Source organism: Paenibacillus tengchongensis, assembly GCF_008973665.1.
Classification (GTDB): Bacteria; Bacillota; Bacilli; order Paenibacillales; family Paenibacillaceae; genus Paenibacillus_AQ; species Paenibacillus_AQ tengchongensis.
In genome coordinates, this window is the sequence record NZ_WACP01000012.1 from 74,944 (window position 1) to 92,836 (window position 17,893).

Annotated in this window: 15 protein-coding genes; all 15 read right to left on the minus strand. The window is 41.7% G+C overall.

What is annotated here, in order from left to right; translation table 11 throughout:
• Window positions 1-34: 34 nt before the first annotated feature.
• A complete protein-coding gene (locus tag F1381_RS19615; RefSeq protein ID WP_187355464.1) occupies window positions 35-1,348 on the minus strand; it encodes a hypothetical protein in 1,314 nt (437 codons plus the stop codon).
• 48 nt (window positions 1,349-1,396) lie between these two features.
• Window positions 1,397-2,338, minus strand: coding sequence for a glycosyltransferase family 2 protein (locus tag F1381_RS19620; RefSeq protein ID WP_151736548.1), 942 nt, complete (start codon window positions 2,336-2,338; stop codon window positions 1,397-1,399).
• On the minus strand, window positions 2,335-3,327 hold the full coding sequence (locus F1381_RS19625) for a glycosyltransferase family 2 protein (RefSeq protein ID WP_151736549.1): 993 nt from the start codon (window positions 3,325-3,327) through the stop codon (window positions 2,335-2,337). The genes F1381_RS19620 and F1381_RS19625 overlap by 4 nt, the downstream gene beginning before the upstream one ends.
• Window positions 3,324-4,679 carry a lipopolysaccharide biosynthesis protein gene (locus F1381_RS19630; RefSeq protein ID WP_151736550.1) on the minus strand — a complete coding sequence of 452 codons (1,356 nt, stop codon included), beginning with the start codon at window positions 4,677-4,679 and terminating at the stop codon, window positions 3,324-3,326. Before F1381_RS19630 ends, F1381_RS19625 begins: the two co-directional genes overlap by 4 nt.
• Before the next feature lie 46 nt (window positions 4,680-4,725).
• Window positions 4,726-5,607 carry an NAD-dependent epimerase/dehydratase family protein gene (locus tag F1381_RS19635; protein ID WP_151736551.1) on the minus strand — a complete coding sequence of 294 codons (882 nt, stop codon included), beginning with the start codon at window positions 5,605-5,607 and terminating at the stop codon, window positions 4,726-4,728.
• Between the two features lie 10 nt (window positions 5,608-5,617).
• Window positions 5,618-6,253, minus strand: coding sequence for a sugar transferase (locus tag F1381_RS19640; RefSeq protein WP_151736552.1), 636 nt, complete (start codon window positions 6,251-6,253; stop codon window positions 5,618-5,620).
• A gap of 96 nt (window positions 6,254-6,349) precedes the next feature.
• Window positions 6,350-7,342, minus strand: a complete 993-nt coding sequence (locus tag F1381_RS19645; protein ID WP_151736553.1) for a stalk domain-containing protein — start codon at window positions 7,340-7,342, stop codon at window positions 6,350-6,352.
• 1 nt (window position 7,343) lies between these two features.
• Entirely contained in the window at window positions 7,344-8,111 is a 768-nt protein-coding gene (locus tag F1381_RS19650; protein WP_151736554.1) for a hypothetical protein, read from the minus strand.
• A 22-nt stretch (window positions 8,112-8,133) separates the two neighbouring features.
• Window positions 8,134-9,966 (minus strand): polysaccharide biosynthesis protein, encoded by a 1,833-nt coding sequence (locus F1381_RS19655; protein WP_151736555.1) that lies wholly within the window; start codon window positions 9,964-9,966, stop codon window positions 8,134-8,136.
• A gap of 40 nt (window positions 9,967-10,006) precedes the next feature.
• Window positions 10,007-10,693, minus strand: a complete 687-nt coding sequence (locus tag F1381_RS19660) for a CpsD/CapB family tyrosine-protein kinase (RefSeq protein WP_151736556.1) — start codon at window positions 10,691-10,693, stop codon at window positions 10,007-10,009.
• Complete coding sequence (locus F1381_RS19665; RefSeq protein ID WP_151736557.1) at window positions 10,674-11,450, minus strand: YveK family protein; 777 nt, start codon at window positions 11,448-11,450, stop codon at window positions 10,674-10,676. Before F1381_RS19665 ends, F1381_RS19660 begins: the two co-directional genes overlap by 20 nt.
• Window positions 11,451-11,551: 101 nt before the next feature.
• The gene (locus F1381_RS19670; RefSeq protein ID WP_151736558.1) at window positions 11,552-13,543 is read right to left on the minus strand and encodes an S-layer homology domain-containing protein; all 1,992 of its coding nucleotides are present in this window, start codon (window positions 13,541-13,543) and stop codon (window positions 11,552-11,554) included.
• 86 nt (window positions 13,544-13,629) lie between these two features.
• Complete coding sequence (locus F1381_RS19675; RefSeq protein ID WP_151736559.1) at window positions 13,630-14,412, minus strand: tyrosine-protein phosphatase; 783 nt, start codon at window positions 14,410-14,412, stop codon at window positions 13,630-13,632.
• Window positions 14,413-14,650: 238 nt separating this feature from the next.
• Entirely contained in the window at window positions 14,651-15,328 is a 678-nt protein-coding gene (gene yihA / locus F1381_RS19680) for a ribosome biogenesis GTP-binding protein YihA/YsxC (protein ID WP_151736560.1), read from the minus strand.
• A 12-nt stretch (window positions 15,329-15,340) separates the two neighbouring features.
• Window positions 15,341-17,704 (minus strand): endopeptidase La, encoded by a 2,364-nt coding sequence (gene lon / locus F1381_RS19685; RefSeq protein WP_151736561.1) that lies wholly within the window; start codon window positions 17,702-17,704, stop codon window positions 15,341-15,343.
• Window positions 17,705-17,893: the final 189 nt, after the last annotated feature.

The window sequence follows — 17,893 nt, forward strand, 5'->3', positions numbered from 1 at the left end:
TATACTCCTTCTGAAGCTAATAAATAAAACTTCTTCATATTTTTTTTCGCATAAAAAAACTAAATAATTTAACTGAAAGGAGCATTACAACAATTTCACTTATCGTTGTAAAGATCATTAAAGATATTGATCCTCTGATTAATTGCAAACCATAAGCTGAGTATATAGCAAGCAGCAATATCCTTTTATTCGCATTTTTATTATCAAAAGCACTTCTTATATCTTTTAGTTTCTTGTCAATGCCATTCGAAAAAGCAAAAAATATAAACGGGTATATGAATAACCCTAAGAATGAGAAATGCACAAATATGCCTTCCAGACCTCCGCTAACAATACTATTTGGATACCAATAAAATGATTGTATTTCAGCGGGTATATCACCTAAATTTTTCCTGAAATAGCTCGGTATAAGTTGTACCAGACCTTCAAGAAGTGAGATACCAAAATCAGCTCTAAGTTTTCCTGAGTTAATTATTTCAGTCATAACGCCAGATAATCCACTCATTGCTTCAATCGAAATTCGATAATTAAGATCCAAAGAAAACAATGTCGATTCAGGATTTTGAACAATATAATTAATTATTTTTAATATATTTGAAGAGCCAACCATAGGCACAACATGCCTGTATGATCCATAAGCAAACATCATAATAAAAATAAGTAAGCCAGAAAACATAATAACAAAACGATACCTTTTCAACTGTATTCCATTACTAGTTCTTTGTGAATAGACATAAACGACCAAAAGCATTAACAAATGATAAATTGCCATTATTCTTGAGAATGATAGTATTAAGATTATTGAAATCACATACATGATCCTATCAAAAAAATTCACATAATAATTCGAGGCAATCTTTATCAGCCAGGGATATGTCATAGCACCCAGTCCTATTATAAGAAAAGTTGTACCTGAAGCTGTAGATCTATCTGATAATAACCACGCACTAACTCCACCCACTAAATTAATTACTAAAACAGTTAATACAGCTTGTAACATAAATAATAATCCATAATATATTGGGCTCATAGAAACTTTTTTCTTCTCTTCATTGTCTTTTACTAATAAATAATCTATTTCCGTAGCAAATTCATTTTTTTGATGAGCCTTATCAATGAGAAACAATATAAATACAATTGTGAATAAGCAATAGCTCGCTAATCTATGACCTTGTAAACTTATTACATTATATAGATAAACTGCGTAATCATATTTTTCTAGTGATAGAGTAATATGTATTGCTTGTCCAGCTGCTAAAAAAATAAATACTGCCCAATAGATGATACCAATCATGTTATTTTTCTTATAAGAACCTATCATTAATAAAGTCGAAAGTAATAATGTCAAAACATTAATTATCATTAAGTCATTCATCGTAATATTCCTCTATAAACATCATTTTAGTTTTTTTACTTTCTCTGCTTGTGTATTTAACCAAAACTGTTCTTTAGGATACTTATTTTTTGCGCCATCTATAAAACCTTGAATCTTACATCTTGCCAATGCCAAACGATAATGTTTCTCATTAATTTTTTCCAAAGTCAAAATATTTCTATCTTTTTCATACAAATCTTTAAAAGCGGATATAACAATTCTTAGTATCCAGTAAAACCAAATTTTCTTAGACTGTTTTTTCATAATAATACTTACTGCATAACCAGCTCCGTAAGAATAACCTAAAATGGTTTTTAAGGATTTAGCTTTCTCAAATAAACCCGGATGAGAAACTTTTATTGAGGCGAGAAGCTTTGAATTCATTTTTTTCTCAATACCTTTAGCAATTAAAACAAATGCCTCTCCAGATAATGCAGAATGTTTCGAACCTACTCCTACCTCAGGAAAACCGCCCAGGTCAATTAAAAAGAAACTTTTTTTCACAATCAAATTCCATTCAATAATATATCTAGGGAAATTATAAAAATCTAAATACGGAGGATTTCCTGGCCAATGAGTAGAGTATGAACCGTTAATCATTTCACCTCTCTGCACTGCAATTAAATCCAAAGTTCCTTCATCTAATAACTGTATAAGTTCCGTTAAATTTTCATAATTAGAGTGAAGAATAGCATCGTCATCCATGAAAAATATATATTTACCTGATGCGATGTTGGCACCAGTATTTCTAGCAATCGCAGCTGAAAAGATATGTTCAGTCAGATAATCGATCACATTAATTGGGGATATAAAATCAATTAGCGATTGATCTAATTTCTTTTGTGTTTGGTTTACTATAACTATTTCAATTCTACTATCCTTCCATTTTGAAAGTGAATCGAACAATATGTTTAAATTTTCATTAATATTTACTACTGGTACAACAATTGAAAGAATCTTCATGTTTGGTTAACCCCCTTTAAACGACGTTTACAATATCTCATAATAGTAAACGGAAACTTCAAAAGGGGTCTTGGTATTATATAGAATGGGTAAATTGCAAACCAAAATAGTGGATTTTTCGAGTGTGTATCGACAATCAACTTTTTAGTTTTGATAACTTCTTCATCTCCATAATTACATCTCCATGCAATTAAACCTGGAAGTACAAGTTTCAACAAAGCTTCATTTATTACTTTTTTAACAGCATGCTCAGTGTATCCCTTATCTTGAAAACTCAAGTAAATACGAGGTAATTCATAAGCAAAATATTTCAAAGGAAACCAACCACCAGTGTCAGTCCTTTGAGCAATTATATAATCACCAACCCAAACAGATCTTTTATCTGTTGACAAAGCACTAAGCATTAGAGAGATTTGTACAAAGCCAGACCCAATAGAATCTTTAATTTTCTCTCCTTTTATAATAGTCTTTGCCTCTCTGGCATTTATAACTATTGAAGAAATAAAACCTAAATTATATGAAACAAACTTAATATGTTCATTTGGATCATTAAAATAAATATCTTTACCGCTAGATTTATAGGTAACATATTTTATTTTTGGATTTGTTCCTTTGAAAGAGTAATAATTGAGGGATAACAAAGAAAATTCTTCATTTTGTTTAATTATGTTTAGAATTTTTCTCAGACCCTCTTCTAATAAAACGTCATCGTCTGAACAAAAAAATATATACTCTCCATTTGCATAATTAATCAAAGACAAAAAGTTCCCATCAAACCCCAAATTCACTTCATTAGAAAAATATTTTATGAATCCATGCTTAGAACATAGCTCATACATGATGTCTTTAGTATTATCCGTAGAGGCATTATCTGAAACAATTATTTCCACTTCATCTTCTAATTCAACAATCTGACTTATGAACTTATTTAAGCACTCTTTTAATTTTTCTGCTCTATTCCATGTCGGAATGCAAATCGATAATTTCATATGAAATTCCCCTTAGAATTATTACTTGATTTCATCATATATCTGATCTCTATAATATTTGATATCAATATTGGAGTTATTGCCAATACGGATCCAAAGGACACCCCAAATGCTCCATAATAATTCCCTAAATAGAAGCACAATGGAAGATTAATTATAGCAGCCACCATAAACATAAGTGATTGTCTTTTTATTCGATTCATCCCATTAAGAAGGGCGCTCGTTGAATTAATCAAAGCATAAATTAAAGCCCAAATAGATAAACTCACAACCAAGGGCAAGTTATGTATTTCTTTTCCAACCCATAAATTCAGAAATACGTTATGGAAAACCACAAAAACACTACCACCAAAACCAAAAATAAATAATGTTAAAATGTTGATTACTTTAAAAGTTCTTTTTATCCATACTAAGTTACCGGTCGCGGATGCTTGAGTATATGCAGACCAGAGTGGCGTTAATAGTGTAGATTGTACTGATATTAATAAGACAAATAACTTTTGAATAATGCTAAAGTCCCCTGCCTCTGCCAAACCTGTGACTTTCCCAATAATTAAAGAACCAGTCGAAAAAATCAACACAGAAGATATTCCTTGCAACCAAAAATTATAAGATACTTTTTTAAGATCATTAAAAATCCTTATAACAAGACTTAATTTAACTAATCTAACTTTCCATCCTCGCAACTTCACGAACACCATTGTACGAATAATCAATATACACGTCATCGTAATGAAGTAACTTGATACTAGGAATAAGAATGAAATATGTTCAAAACTCAAACTAATAATTATGACAATTGCTAATAATAATGATTGGCATGTCTCCATAAGACTTCGCCAATGTGTCTCTTGATACGCTAATAATGTTGACGAATGTAGCCCAAAAGGAATATTGAACATGAGATTACCTATTACCACCAACATTATTAATTTTATGTTTTTCAAGAGATAATTTTCAGATATATTAAAAATATTTTGCCATGGAAAGATTGATACCAGTACAAAAGCTAATATTATCCCTAAAAAAGACACTATACATAAAATAAAAAACACTGAAAAAAAGTATCTCTCTTCTTCTTTAGAATCATTCTTAGTTGCAGAAAAAAAAGTTAACTTATTTCTTAGACTTTGTCCCAATCCGAAATCTAAAGAAGCAAACATTACTATAAAAGAAGACAGCACTGACCATAACCCAAACATTTCATCATTCAATTTTCTTCCGAGTATAGTAATAACAAGCATATTGCTTGCAATTGTTACAAACTGAGATAATAACATGGAAAAAGACCCCATCAAAAGCCTATTCCCCTTAAATCTATTTGTAAATACTTTTTTAAGAACTAAGAGCATTTAAATCATCCTTTTAGAATTAACCTCATTCTTAAACAATTTATCTTTAACCGTTACTAACTCCCCATTGCTTTTCAGTTAAAATAATTGAATTTTCGAAATCAACAACATTATAATTGAACTCATCATCATACTTCTCTTTTTCGTACGTTAGATTACCGAATAATTTATTAAAAACCTTAATTTTCTTGTCTAACTTTTTCACTATAATGGCTAAAGTATGTGAGAATATTATCTTGTTTTGGTGTACATGAGCTAGAAGAAAAACCAACTCTTTTGTAGAAACCCATTCATTATTCTGGGGCAAAAAAACACCGCTGGTTTTCTTTTCCAAAAGAATTCTTATGAATTCGCTTAGATTATCTATATAAATCATACTTCTCTTATTTTCAAGTAAGGGAAATATTTTGAATTTTAAAACTAATGTGCGTAATTTTGCATAATTACCTGGACAGTTAGGTCCATATATCATAGGTGCACGAATTATAGAAACTGAGAAGTTTACGTCATTTAAGGTTGTAATTTCATTTTCAGCATCCAGCTTACTTTCCCCATAAAATGAATTCGGGTTACACTTTGTTTTAATATTCAATGTAGTATCGGCCCCAATTGTTCCTTCTTCTCCATAGACTGACATACTACTCATAAAAATAAAATGCGTTACCTTAGAAGCTTTAGCCTTTACAGCAACATCAAGTGTGAGCTTGCTATTCACCTTAAAGTATTCTTCTCTCGTTTTTTTTGATTCTTTTTGATGCGCAATACCTGCAAAATGAAGAACGGAATCATATTTAGAAAAGTCAACTAACTTCCATTCATCTGTTTTCAAAGAAATAGTGTCTACATTATATTGTTTAGGGTAATTTTCTAACCATATTTTCAATCTGGTCGTAATATAACTACTTTGACCAGTTATTAATATATTCATTTAAGCCACCTCAACTAAACATACTTTCGTTCCCATCTGAATCTCCTCTCAACATTCCTTGATGACCTTCTTTTATTCCATCAGCTGTAAACACATTGAGAATTGTAAGGAAGACTATCTTAATATCAAGTAATAAATTCAAGTTTTTTTTGTAATAGCCATCAAGTTCCGCCTTGCGTTCTATCGATACCTCATCACGTCCATTGACCTGTGCCCATCCAGTCAAACCTGGTTTTATTTCATAAACTCTATATCTATCTCGCTTTTCAATCAGATCTACTTGGTTCCATAAAGCAGGTCGAGGACCTACAACACTCATCTCTCCTTTAAATATATTTATTATCTGAGGTAATTCATCCAAACTTGTTTTTCTAAGAAACTTGCCTACTTTAGTAATAAAAAAATCAGGATCCTTAAGAAGATGAGTTGGGGTATTACTAGGTGTATCTGTACGCATTGTTCTAAATTTAAAAATATTAAATTCCCGTTTGTTTTTCCCTACCCTTTTTTGTTTAAAAAAGATTGGACCTTTAGAGTCAAACTTAATAACAACTGCGATAAGTAAGAAAAAAGGCCATAATAGGAATATCCCAATTAGCGCCAACAGAAAATCAATAATTTGTTTAAAATAAGCGTAAAAACTCATGAGTTCACCTGATCCTTTTATGTACAATTTATAGGGATGTAATTCCATTATAAATTTGCACAGTCTCTATTTTATGAGACTGTGCAAATAAAGGCACTAATTCCCCATTCCCTCAGCAATCTCCATGCCTTTTTGTAATTCCGCCTCAAATGTAGCTCTGTATTCGCCAATAATCGCTGTTGGATATCCGTATTTCGTGAGTTGTTGTTCCGCATCAGCAACTATACTGTTAAAGCTGGCTGTAAATGAAGACAGTTGCTTCTTACCTTGTGCAAGAAGACTTGACTTAGTTGCCTCATCTGTCGTGCTAAGGTACTGTATAGCAAGTTCCATTAATGTAGAAGTACTTTGAGATTGCAGCGCTGTAAGCTTAGCTTCGGTTGAGCTGGTAATTTGCTCATATGTTGGAATAGCTATAGCACTTCCGTCTCCGCTACTTCCTTTGGATGGTGTTGTTGAAGTTCCGGAACTCGTGTTATTATTTGTTGATCCGCTATTAGTACTATTAGTTTCTTGATAGGAAGCAGATTTAGCTGTTATAGTTTTTGTCTTCTGATCCCATCCAATAGAATGGCCGACTGATTCTGCAAAGAAACGCAGGGGTACATATAACGTCCCATTCACTATGAAACTGGATTGTCCAGTTGGCAAATTCTTAGATGCTTCTTCAAAAATATAACTTGCATTCACTTTATTAAGGACAATATTCTTATTGCCGGATGATGCACTGTCCCCTAAATTCATTAAATATTCTTTAATTATAACCAATTCAGAACTATTGGGCTTAGAAACAGTTGCTCTAATATTTTTCGCATCCCAACTCACACTTTTTTGAAGAGCATACGACATAAAACGTAAAGGAACATATGTGGAACTGTTATAAATAAATGTGTATTGTCCGGCAGGCGGTTGAATACTGACGCCATCAAATATCATCTTAACATTCATCGTTTGAACTTTTACGTTGTTAGCAACCGGGGCCGCTGTAGTTGCAGCAGAAGCAGATATTGGAGCTGATGCAGTCAATGGCGAAGCTCCAATTAAAGCTAGTAATAATAAGGCTGTAGCCGGTAATTTCAATTTTGTCATACTATTCACTTCCTTCTCCTGATGCTTGAGCCTGTTCCTTTTCAATTGCTTGCATTTCCTCTTCTTCTGCTACAATTTGATCATGCGATAAACCACGACTAACTCCATACTTTTTAGCAATTTGCGAAAGCTCGTTATACTGATCTTCAGAAACTTTACCTAATATGATTTGACGCGCTTCACGTTTCTCATCAAGCGTCAACCCTCCACTAGCAAGCTCCTGAAGCCGTTTAATATCCGATAAACTTAGTTCACCCAACACAATCGAGGTCACATTGGCTTTATCCTTAACCGTTACATTTTCTTGAATTTCTTTAGCCTTCTCTGTGGAGACCTGGGCGGTGTACCCATCGGTTGTATTCCCCTTTTCTTCGTTCCCAGTTGGCTTATTTGTCGCATTATTATTGTCAGCACCTGAATTAGTAGCAGTTGTAGATGCTGGTTTATCAGTCACTTGCTTTGTAGGTGATGATGTAACTGGTGAAGGTGTTTCTGGAGGTGACGTTACAGTCTCCTCTGTGTTATTGATCCCGGTTGTTTCTGTAGGTGTGACAGTTTGTGATGGTTCTTCTGAGTTCTCAGCAGTGGCCATTGGCGGTTCTGTAACTTCGCTCGAAGTTGTTTCGTCTATAACACTTTCATCCTCAAAACTAGTAGCCATGGAATTCATTAACTTGTCCACAGCATAGTTAGCTGCAAACAGGCCTCCTACACCAAGAACCACAATGATCGACGCTACCCAAATCAAGACCTTCTTCCATCTCTGCATTGCAAAACCCTCCAAACCGTTATTAACTTATTGCTGCCTGCGCGACTGGCTGCATAGGAACAATCTGATTAATTACTTCTCTAATCGCCGCAGGTTCTTCAGTTAACACACGTTCCAGACGTTTAAATTCCAGTTCAAGCTGATTCTGGCTAATGACATTTGGTTTACCTATAAATATACGGTCATTTTGGGTAGACCCCAAGTTCTCTTCCGCAGTCAGTAATTCTTCGTATAGCTTCTCACCTTCACGAATACCACTAAAGACGATATCAATGTCTTTGTAAGGTTCATACCCGGATAAGGTAATTAAATCTTCTGCCAAGGTGAGAATCTTCACCGGTTCACCCATATCAAGAACGAAGACTTCTCCACCTCTAGCGAAGGAACCTGACTGAATGACCAACTGTACAGCTTCTGGAATCGTCATGAAGTAACGTACCATTTCCGGATGGGTGACAGTAACCGGGCCACCGGCAGAAATCTGTTGCTTAAATGCCGGTATAACGCTCCCCCGGCTTCCCAATACATTACCAAAACGCACAGCAGAGAATTTTGTTGTACTTGTTGTGTTCAGACTCTGCACATACATTTCAGCGATTCGCTTAGTAGCGCCCATTACGCTGGTCGGATTGACGGCTTTGTCAGAAGAGATCAGTACAAACCGTTCAGCACCGAACTTATCTGCCGCATCTGCGACATTTCGTGTTCCGAAGACATTATTTTTAATCGCTTCCGAAGGGTTGCGCTCCATTAAGGGAACGTGTTTATGTGCTGCCGCATGAAAGACAACATCCGGACGATAATCGCTAAAGATATCCATGATTCGTGTGCGATCTTGTACATCTGCAATCAATGTTACAATCTGCAAGTATGGAAATTTCTTGCGAAGCTCCATCTCTATCGTGTAAATACTGTTCTCACCGTGACCGAGAATAAGTAGTTTACTAGGTGCATATGGTGATATTTGCCGGCAAAGTTCTGAACCGATAGAACCACCAGCTCCAGTAACCAACACCGTCTTGTTGTGTACATAGCCCAAGATGCTGTTCATATCCGCTACGATGGGTTCGCGCCCCAACAAATCTTCTACGCTAACGTCACGCAGCTTCTTAACTGATATCTTCCCGGCTATCAAATCATTCAAGGCCGGAATAATCTTCAGCTTGGCACCAGTTGCCTTAGATAGATTAATAATTTCAGATATCTCCGAACGCGAAACCGAAGGCATTGCAATGATAATCTCTTGAATATCCCGTTCCTTGACAATACGCGGGATATCATAGCGGTTCCCAAGGACTGGAACACCCATAATCATCATATGGTACTTGTCCTTGCTGTCATCGATGAAACCTACAAGCTTTGTCCCCGCAAACGATGGACCCGTCAATTCTCTGGCAATCAGGATCCCACAATCTCCTGCCCCGATAATGAGCGTATGTACCACTGTATCCTGTACAGGATTCTTGCTGCTGCGGAACATCCTCCAGCAGAAACGGACGCCTCCTACCAGCAACAAAATCGTCTCCACCGAGCGTACTTCAACACTAAATGGAACTTGTCCAGGGAGTACAATCAGCGAGGCTACATAGGAGATTAATGCTCCGACTACAATGGCTTTGAATACCGAAATAATCTCACCGATACTGGCGTACTGCCAAATCCGGCGGTACAATCCAAAATAGACCAAACTCCCTCCGAAAACAAAGGAGGAAATCAATCCATACCCTATCATTTGCGATACGTATTCACCGGGAATATGACCTTGAAAGCGAAAGAGGTAGGAAGTCACAACGCTGAACCAGATTATCGCTATGTCGATCATAAACAACATAAACACTCTTGTTTTAGCTGTCATTTTTAGTGCCTCCAAAAATAACCAATTCTATTTAGGAGCGTCAGTTCCCGTAATAGTAATAATAATATCCTTCACTGGCTTTGCGTTTGACGTTGTTAAGTACAACACCCAACATTTTGGCTCCCACGCGGTCAAGATTACTCTTGGCCTTGGCAGCAATTTCCCGTTTCACCTTACCGTAGCTCACTACCATAATTACGCCGTCGCTCTTGGAAGCAATAATCTGCGCATCGGTTACTGCAAGCAGAGGTGGTGTATCAACAAGGACAACATCATACAATTGGCGCAATTCCTGCAATAGTGCATTCATCCGGTTGGAAGCCATCATTTCGGCAGGATTCGGAGGAATCGGGCCTGAGGTAAGAATCGATAGATTAGCAATATCTGATACTTGTATTGCTTCTTTGAGAGACGACTGCTGTGACAACAGCGAAGATAGTCCATGACGGTTGCTGAGCGAGAACGTTTTATGGGCTGTCGGTTTACGGAGATCACCATCAATTAATAGTACCTTCTTGTCAGCTTGCGCATAAGCTGCAGCCAGGTTGGCTGTAACCGTTGATTTACCTTCTTCCGGACCGGTTGAAGTGACCATAATAACCTGAATCCGTTCATCTACAGACGAGAAATCGATATTCGTCCGCAGTGTCCGAAAAGCTTCCGATACCGGCGAACGTGGATTGGTCACGGTGATTAGATGGCGTTGTTTACTTGGCTGCTGTGACATGATCGAGTTCTCCCGCCTTTCTGCTTAACGTCTGAGCCTGAGTTTCAGTATGCTTTATTTCTTCTTGGCCTAGTCTGGTGATCATAGCAATAGTTGAAAGTCCCAGATACTTCTCGATGTCCGCTTCTGTTTTGATCGTATCGTCCATATACTCCAGCAAGAAGGCTATTCCAAGACCAATCATCAAGGAAAGAATAAATGCAATAGCTAGATTCAAAACTACATTCGGTTCTACCGGTCCGGGTTTTACCGGAGGATTAACTTTGGCCTCATTAAGAATCGATACATTCTCCACACTAAATAAGGAAGGAATTTCCTGTTTAAATACAAGTGAAATGGCATTTACGATTTCCGCGGCTCTTTGATATGAATTATCTCGAACGACAAGTGTCATCACCTGCGTATTATTTACAGAACTCACATTAACTGTCTTCAGTAACTCTTCGGCAGTTGTATTGAATTGCGGATAATCCTTGGCAACAACATCGAGTATAGCTGGTGTCTTAATTATTTCTTTATACGTATTAATCAGCTGAATATTGGTATTAATTTGGTTCAGGTCCAGTTGCGTGCCTACAGCCTGTGTAGGGGTCTGATTAACAATAATCTTGGTAGAAGCTTCGTATACGGGCTTCTTAATATAAAGACTGTATATACCGGCCAATAAACAAACCACGACGACGATACTGACAATCATCCACAGTCTCTTCCTGATAATCTGGAAATAATCGCGAAGATCCAATTCTTGTGCTGACAACTGAATTTCCCTCCAAGCTGTTTCAGTAATCTTTCAGTTTCCCCTCAAAAAAGTGCCTCCTCTCACCTTGACGAGAGGAGGCCCTCCTTGCTTACATATGATTACTTAAAGTTAATTGTACGGTAGATGATAACCGCTGCTTCAGCACGGTTAGCTGTGTCGTTCGGGTTGAACTTGCCGGCATTTCCAATTACCAGGTTATTGCTAGCTGCAAAGGCTACGCCATCTTTCAAGGAAGCAGCGATCTTCGAAGCATCGGTGAATTTGCTCAGCGATGCTGTGTTCGAAGTAGCAGCAGGGTTAAGTGATTTAACTGCACGGGCGATCATGGTTGCCATTTCGGCGCGTGTGATCGAAGCATTCGGATCGAACTGAGTTGCGCTGCGGCCAGTGATAATGCCCTTCTCAGCGGCAACAGCAACATATGAAGCATACCAAGCGGTTGCGCTAACGTCGCTGAAGTTCTCAGTTGCTGTGCTGTTCTCCAGGTTCAGACCGCGAACCAGCATTTTGGCGAATTCAGCGCGGGTAACGTTATTCTTCGGAGCGAACTTACCGGCTCCCACACCTTCGATTGCACCCTTAGCGGCTACAACCTGAATCTGTCTGCCAGCCCAAGCTTGAACTGAGGCAGTATCTGTAAAGCTCACTTTGTTCTCAACTACAGCGTAGGAAGAGAAAGTTTCGCGATTCTCAACGATTACGTTACCGTCTACCACACCGCCGTGGAATTCAAGGGCACCGTACACTACCTTGGCAACGGAGAGTAATTCTTTATCCAGACCAGTAGTATCAGCAAGCGGAAGCTTGATTGTCAGAGGCTGTTTGAAGACAGTGGTCTTCACACCGCCAACAGTCAATTCAAAATTATAAACCTTGGAAGCCAGCTTCTGTGTAGAAACCGAAGTTACTGCTGTGTTATCCAGTGTAGCAGCTGTGAAGGTAACAGCATCGCCGAACTGAGCAATCGGAATTGCAATTGTCAGACCATTGAAGGTCAAAGCGATGTTGGCAATGCCTTTAGCCTTGGCGGCATCAATGATAGCTTTAGACAATGGCACTTCCACATTCTTGGCATCTACAGTTCCCAGGTTCAGGGTAAATGTAAGACCAGTCTTGCCAGTGTTAGCAGCCAACAAGCTATCAAATGCTTTCAGTACATCTGCGTCAACAAGTTTGAGAGTAGCTTTGTCTCCGCTGATGCTTACGAGCTTAGAAACATCATAAACACCGGTTGTAGCATCAAGAGCTGGTGTAGTAATAACAGTAACACCGCCGTTGCCCGTGCTAGGATTGCTGCCTCCGTCCGCTTTCAAATACAGATCGTAGTAGGCACCTACAACAACCAGAGCAGCCGCTTTACCCTTATCAGCAACAGACTTTGGAAAATTGTCTTTCACTGCTAAAAGATCATCCAAGGTAATTCCAAAATCATTCAGACCATTTACCACATTCTGAACAGTAGATGAACCCACTTTAACTTTCAGAACAGCCTCTTTCACTTGTTTAAATATTGCACTGTCTTTATTTTGAAGGTCAACAATAAGCGATGCTTGGTTTATACCTTTAAGAAGCGGAATAATAGCTTGCTCAGCGTCATAGGCGGCGTTATAAACCTGCTCAACTGTAAGATCAGGTAATCCAACCTCGGTACCAATTTTCTTCAACAAATCTTTATAAGCTTGGTAATTCGGAGATTGCTGAATATCAGTGATTGCTGAATAGTCCGGAGTATAATAGGAATTCACAACTTCAACATACAGATCGTACAAAAGCTCTTTGTCATCTGTTGTCAAGAAATCCAATTGATCTACTACTGGTGCAAAAGCTTCTTCCAACTGGGGATAGGTTAAACCCTGAAGTGCAGTACGGAAATCTTGAAGAACTTTTTTATCCGTAACGTCTAATGTGTTGTACAAAGCAGTTGCACGGGCCTTCAACGTAGTAAGAATCTCGTTACTAGTAGCCGCAGAAGCTACGCTAACACCCAGGTGCTTAGCCAAGCCTTCGGTGCTGAATGGAAAACCTGCAAAGGATGCAGCTGTCATGCTCGCTGCGAGTGTAGTTACTGCTAATTTCTTCTTCAAACTCACTGCTCATCCACCTCTTCTAATATGTATTTATTAATAATATGACAATCACCCAGTAATACCCATTCTACCATCAATTTTCATAGAGGTCACCCTCTGCGGGAAAAAATTCCGAACATTCTTTGACGCAAGTTGCGGGAACCGTTATAAATCGCACGAATCAGCTCGCCATTTTCGACAATATTTCGGGAATTTTGTTGAAAAAAGTCGAATGTTGCGGATCCCAACTCTTTCTCTACCACTCTGTACGCTTCACTTAATCCAAAAGGACGATGGCCGCTGTCATGCGCATCCGAGGCGATCACATGCACCAGATTCCGCCGGCACAGATCCAGCGACAGCTTCTGCAGCTTGCTGCCGAAGACTCCGGCCAGACTCTGGGCCGTGACTTGCCCGACAGCTCCAAGGTCGATCAATTTCTCCAGCTTGCGCGGATCGTCCGCCACCTCGCTGTTGCGCTCCGGGTGGGCGATAACCGGTATGAGACCCTGAATCACCAGTTCATGGCAGGTCTCTTCCATATTGCGCGGCACCCGCGACGATGGCATCTCCAGAAGGATGTACCGCGTTCCCGCCAGCGTCAGAAGCTCTCCCCGTTCCAGGTCGGCCAACAGGTCGCCATAGACGCGGATCTCTTGTCCGGCAAGCACCTGTACAGGAATACCCGCCTCCTGCAGCCGCTCTTGCAGCTCAGGCACCAGCTCATTAATCCGTGAAGCCGGATTCAGATACACCCCGTTGGCGTGATGGGGCGTTGCGATTACAGCAGTAATGCCGTCTTGATGCGCGTCCTGCGCCATGGCGAGAGCTGCTGCCCAATCGGCAGCCCCGTCGTCAACAAAGGGTAGAATATGGCTATGGATATCTATCATATGCTTAATATCGGCCCCTCTCCAGACAAATATTATAGAGTTTCCCGAAAAAAAACAACCATTTCACTGGGAAATGATTGCTGAAAAGGAAAAGTAAATAATGGGTGATTACCCTGTTTATAACTCCCCACTAGCACAAGCTTCCTATTAGAAATAACCCTCTGCCAGTCTAGCAGAAAATCAGGATTAGAAGAAGCCTATAGATATAAAATATAACCGGCAGCTGATCGACAGCCGTTTATTCCTCAGCAGCACTACTCGGGACATCGCCGGGTTCAGCACTAATAAGCTCGTCTTCACCTGTTTCCAAATCCTCTGAATGCGTAGCCTTAAGAATCACTTCCCACAGCTCATTCTTACCAAGACCAATCTCTGAGGAGAATGGAATGAAGGTATCACCCGGCAGCACGCCAAGCTCCTGCTTCATAATCTTGATATGCTTCGGCCAGCGGGTCTTCGGGATCTTGTCCGCCTTGGTCGCGACTACGCAGAGCGGCAGGTCATAATGCTTGATCCAGTCGAACATCATCCTGTCGTCGGCAGTCGGCGGATGGCGCAGATCTACGACAAGCAGAATCAGCTTCAGCGTCTCGCGCTCGGCGAGGTACTTCTCCACCATCTTGCCCCAGGCGGCACGTTGAGTCTTGGACACCTTGGCATAGCCGTATCCAGGGAAGTCAACAAGGTATAACTGCTCATTGATACGGTAATAGTTCATATGCTGCGTCTTGCCCGGCGTGGAGCTCGTCCGTGCCAGGTTCTTGCGCTGGATCATCCGGTTGATCAATGAAGACTTCCCGACATTGGAGCGCCCTGCCAGAGCAATCTCCGGCAAGGCGTCCACAGGATATTGATCAGGCCCGACGGCGCTGATGACGAATTCGGCCTGATTCACTTTATATTCAGTAACGTTCATATCGTTTCCTTTCTAATGCATACTGCTCTGCGCCTCGCTGAGGGCGGCGGTCTGCTGTTCTACGAGCGCGTGCTGCAGCACCTGGTCCATATGGGAGACCGGCACAAATTCCACATCATTACGCACGCTCTCCGGAATATCCTTGAGATCACGCTCGTTATCCTTCGGAAGCAGAATCTTCTTGTAGCCGGCGCGGTGCGCGGCCAGCGATTTCTCTTTCAGTCCGCCGATCGGCAGCACCCGGCCGCGCAGCGTAATCTCGCCCGTCATCGCCACATCCTTGGAGACATAGCGCTTTGTCAGTGCAGAGATCAGCGCAGTGGCAATGGTAATGCCCGCCGACGGCCCATCCTTCGGAATCGCACCCTCGGGAATGTGGATGTGAATATCGTTCTTCTCATGAAAATCAGGCGCAAGCCCCAATTCCTCCGCCTTGGAGCGTGTGTAACTGAAGGCGGCTTGCGCCGATTCCTTCATCACATCGCCGAGCTGTCCGGTCAGAATCAGCTTGCCGGAGCCCTGCACCACCGTAACTTCGATCAGCAGCGTATCGCCGCCGACCTCGGTCCAGGCCAGCCCGGTCACCGTCCCGATCTGGTCCTCCAGCTCCGCTACGCCGTAGCGGTACTTGGAGACACCCAGATAGTCCTTGATGTCTTCCGGATGAATCACGACCTGCTGCGCTTCGCCGGCGACGATGCGCTTGGCTGCTTTGCGGCACAGTGCCGCGACCTGCTGCTCCAGGTTGCGCACGCCGGATTCGCGGGTATACTCACGGATAATCTTCAGCACACTGTCGTTCTCGATCGTCAACTGCTCTTCTTCAAGCCCGTGGTTCTTACGCTGCTTGGGCAGTAGATAACGCGCGGCAATCTGCAGCTTCTCCAGCTCCGTATAGCCCGGAATGTGCAGCATCTCCATGCGGTCCAGCAGCGGACGCGGAATGTTGTGCACGGTGTTGGCCGTGGTCACAAACATGACGTTCGACAGGTCAAACGGCATCTCCACAAAATGGTCGCTGAACGTACCGTTCTGTTCAGGGTCCAGCACCTCCAGCAGCGCGGCCGACGGGTCGCCGCGGAAGTCCGACGCCATCTTGTCGATCTCGTCAAGCAGGAAGACCGGGTTAATGCTACCCGCCGTCTTCATCCCCTGGATGATCCGGCCCGGCATCGCACCGACATAGGTGCGGCGGTGACCGCGGATCTCCGCTTCATCGCGCACGCCGCCGAGCGAGATACGCACGAACTTGCGGTTCAGCGAGCGGGCGATGGAGCGGGCGAGCGAGGTTTTGCCGACCCCTGGAGGCCCTACCAGACATAGAATCGGACCCTTCAGCTTCTTGACCAGCTGCTGCACGGCCAGGTATTCCAGTACGCGCTCCTTCGGCTTCTCCAGACCATAGTGGTCCTCGTCCAGCACCTGTTCCGCTTTGCGGATATCCAGGTCATCTTCCGTCGCTTCGTTCCATGGCAGACTGAGCAGCCAATCGACATAGTTGCGGATGACGCTGCCTTCGGCGGAACTGGCGGGCATTTTTTCCAGACGGTCAATTTCCTTCTCGATCTTCTCCTGCACGCGCTCCGGCAGATCCTTCTCCTGCATCTGGGCCCGCAGCTCGTCGGCTTCGCCGGCGCGGCCTTCCTTGTCTCCGAGCTCCTTCTGGATCGCTTTCATCTGCTCGCGCAAGTAATATTCCTTCTGCGTCTTCTCCATCTGCTTCTTCACGCGCTGGTTGATCTTGCGTTCAAGCTCAAGCACTTCGCGCTCATTATTGAGAATATCGAGCAGCTTCTCCAGGCGTTTGCTGACATCGATTGTTTCCAGAATCTCCTGCTTATCCTTGATCTTCAGCGACAGATGGCTCGTAATCACATCGGCCAGACGGCCCGGCTCTTCGATGTCGGATACAGCGGCCAGCGTCTCGGGGGTAACCTTCTTGGACAAGGTAATATAATGCTCGAACTGGCTCAGCACGGTACGCATCAGGGCATCGCTTTCCTGGTCGACCTCTTCTTGCTCCGGCAGCTCACGCGCCAGCACCTCGTAGAAATCCTCATTGTCCATATAATGAATGATCTCCGCCCGCTCCACGCCTTCGACCAGCACACGGATCGTTCCATTCGGAAGCTTCAGCATCTGCCGCACATTGGCGACGGTCCCGACGCGAAAAATATCTTCTTGCCCCGGCTCCTCGATGTTCACTTCCGACTGGGAGCAGAGGAGGATCAGGTTATCTTCAACCATAGCTTTTTCCAGCGCCCGGACGGACTTCTCGCGACCCACATCCAAGTGAAGAACCATGCTAGGGTACACAAGAAGACCTCTAAGCGGCAATAAAGGAAAACGACGACCTTTAGATTGTTTTTGTATCATCGCTTTCGCACCTCCCATGGTTCTCAAGTAGTTTCACCTGCATTTATTCTAACAAAAGCGGCATCAAAACACCAATAGCTTACATTCCGCAACGGCGGCAGCTGCAATAAGCACTAGTAGCTCCTTGTTCAGTATTCGCTTAGGAAGCGTGGAATATGTCGGGAAGCGGACTAAATGAGCCGGAACGAT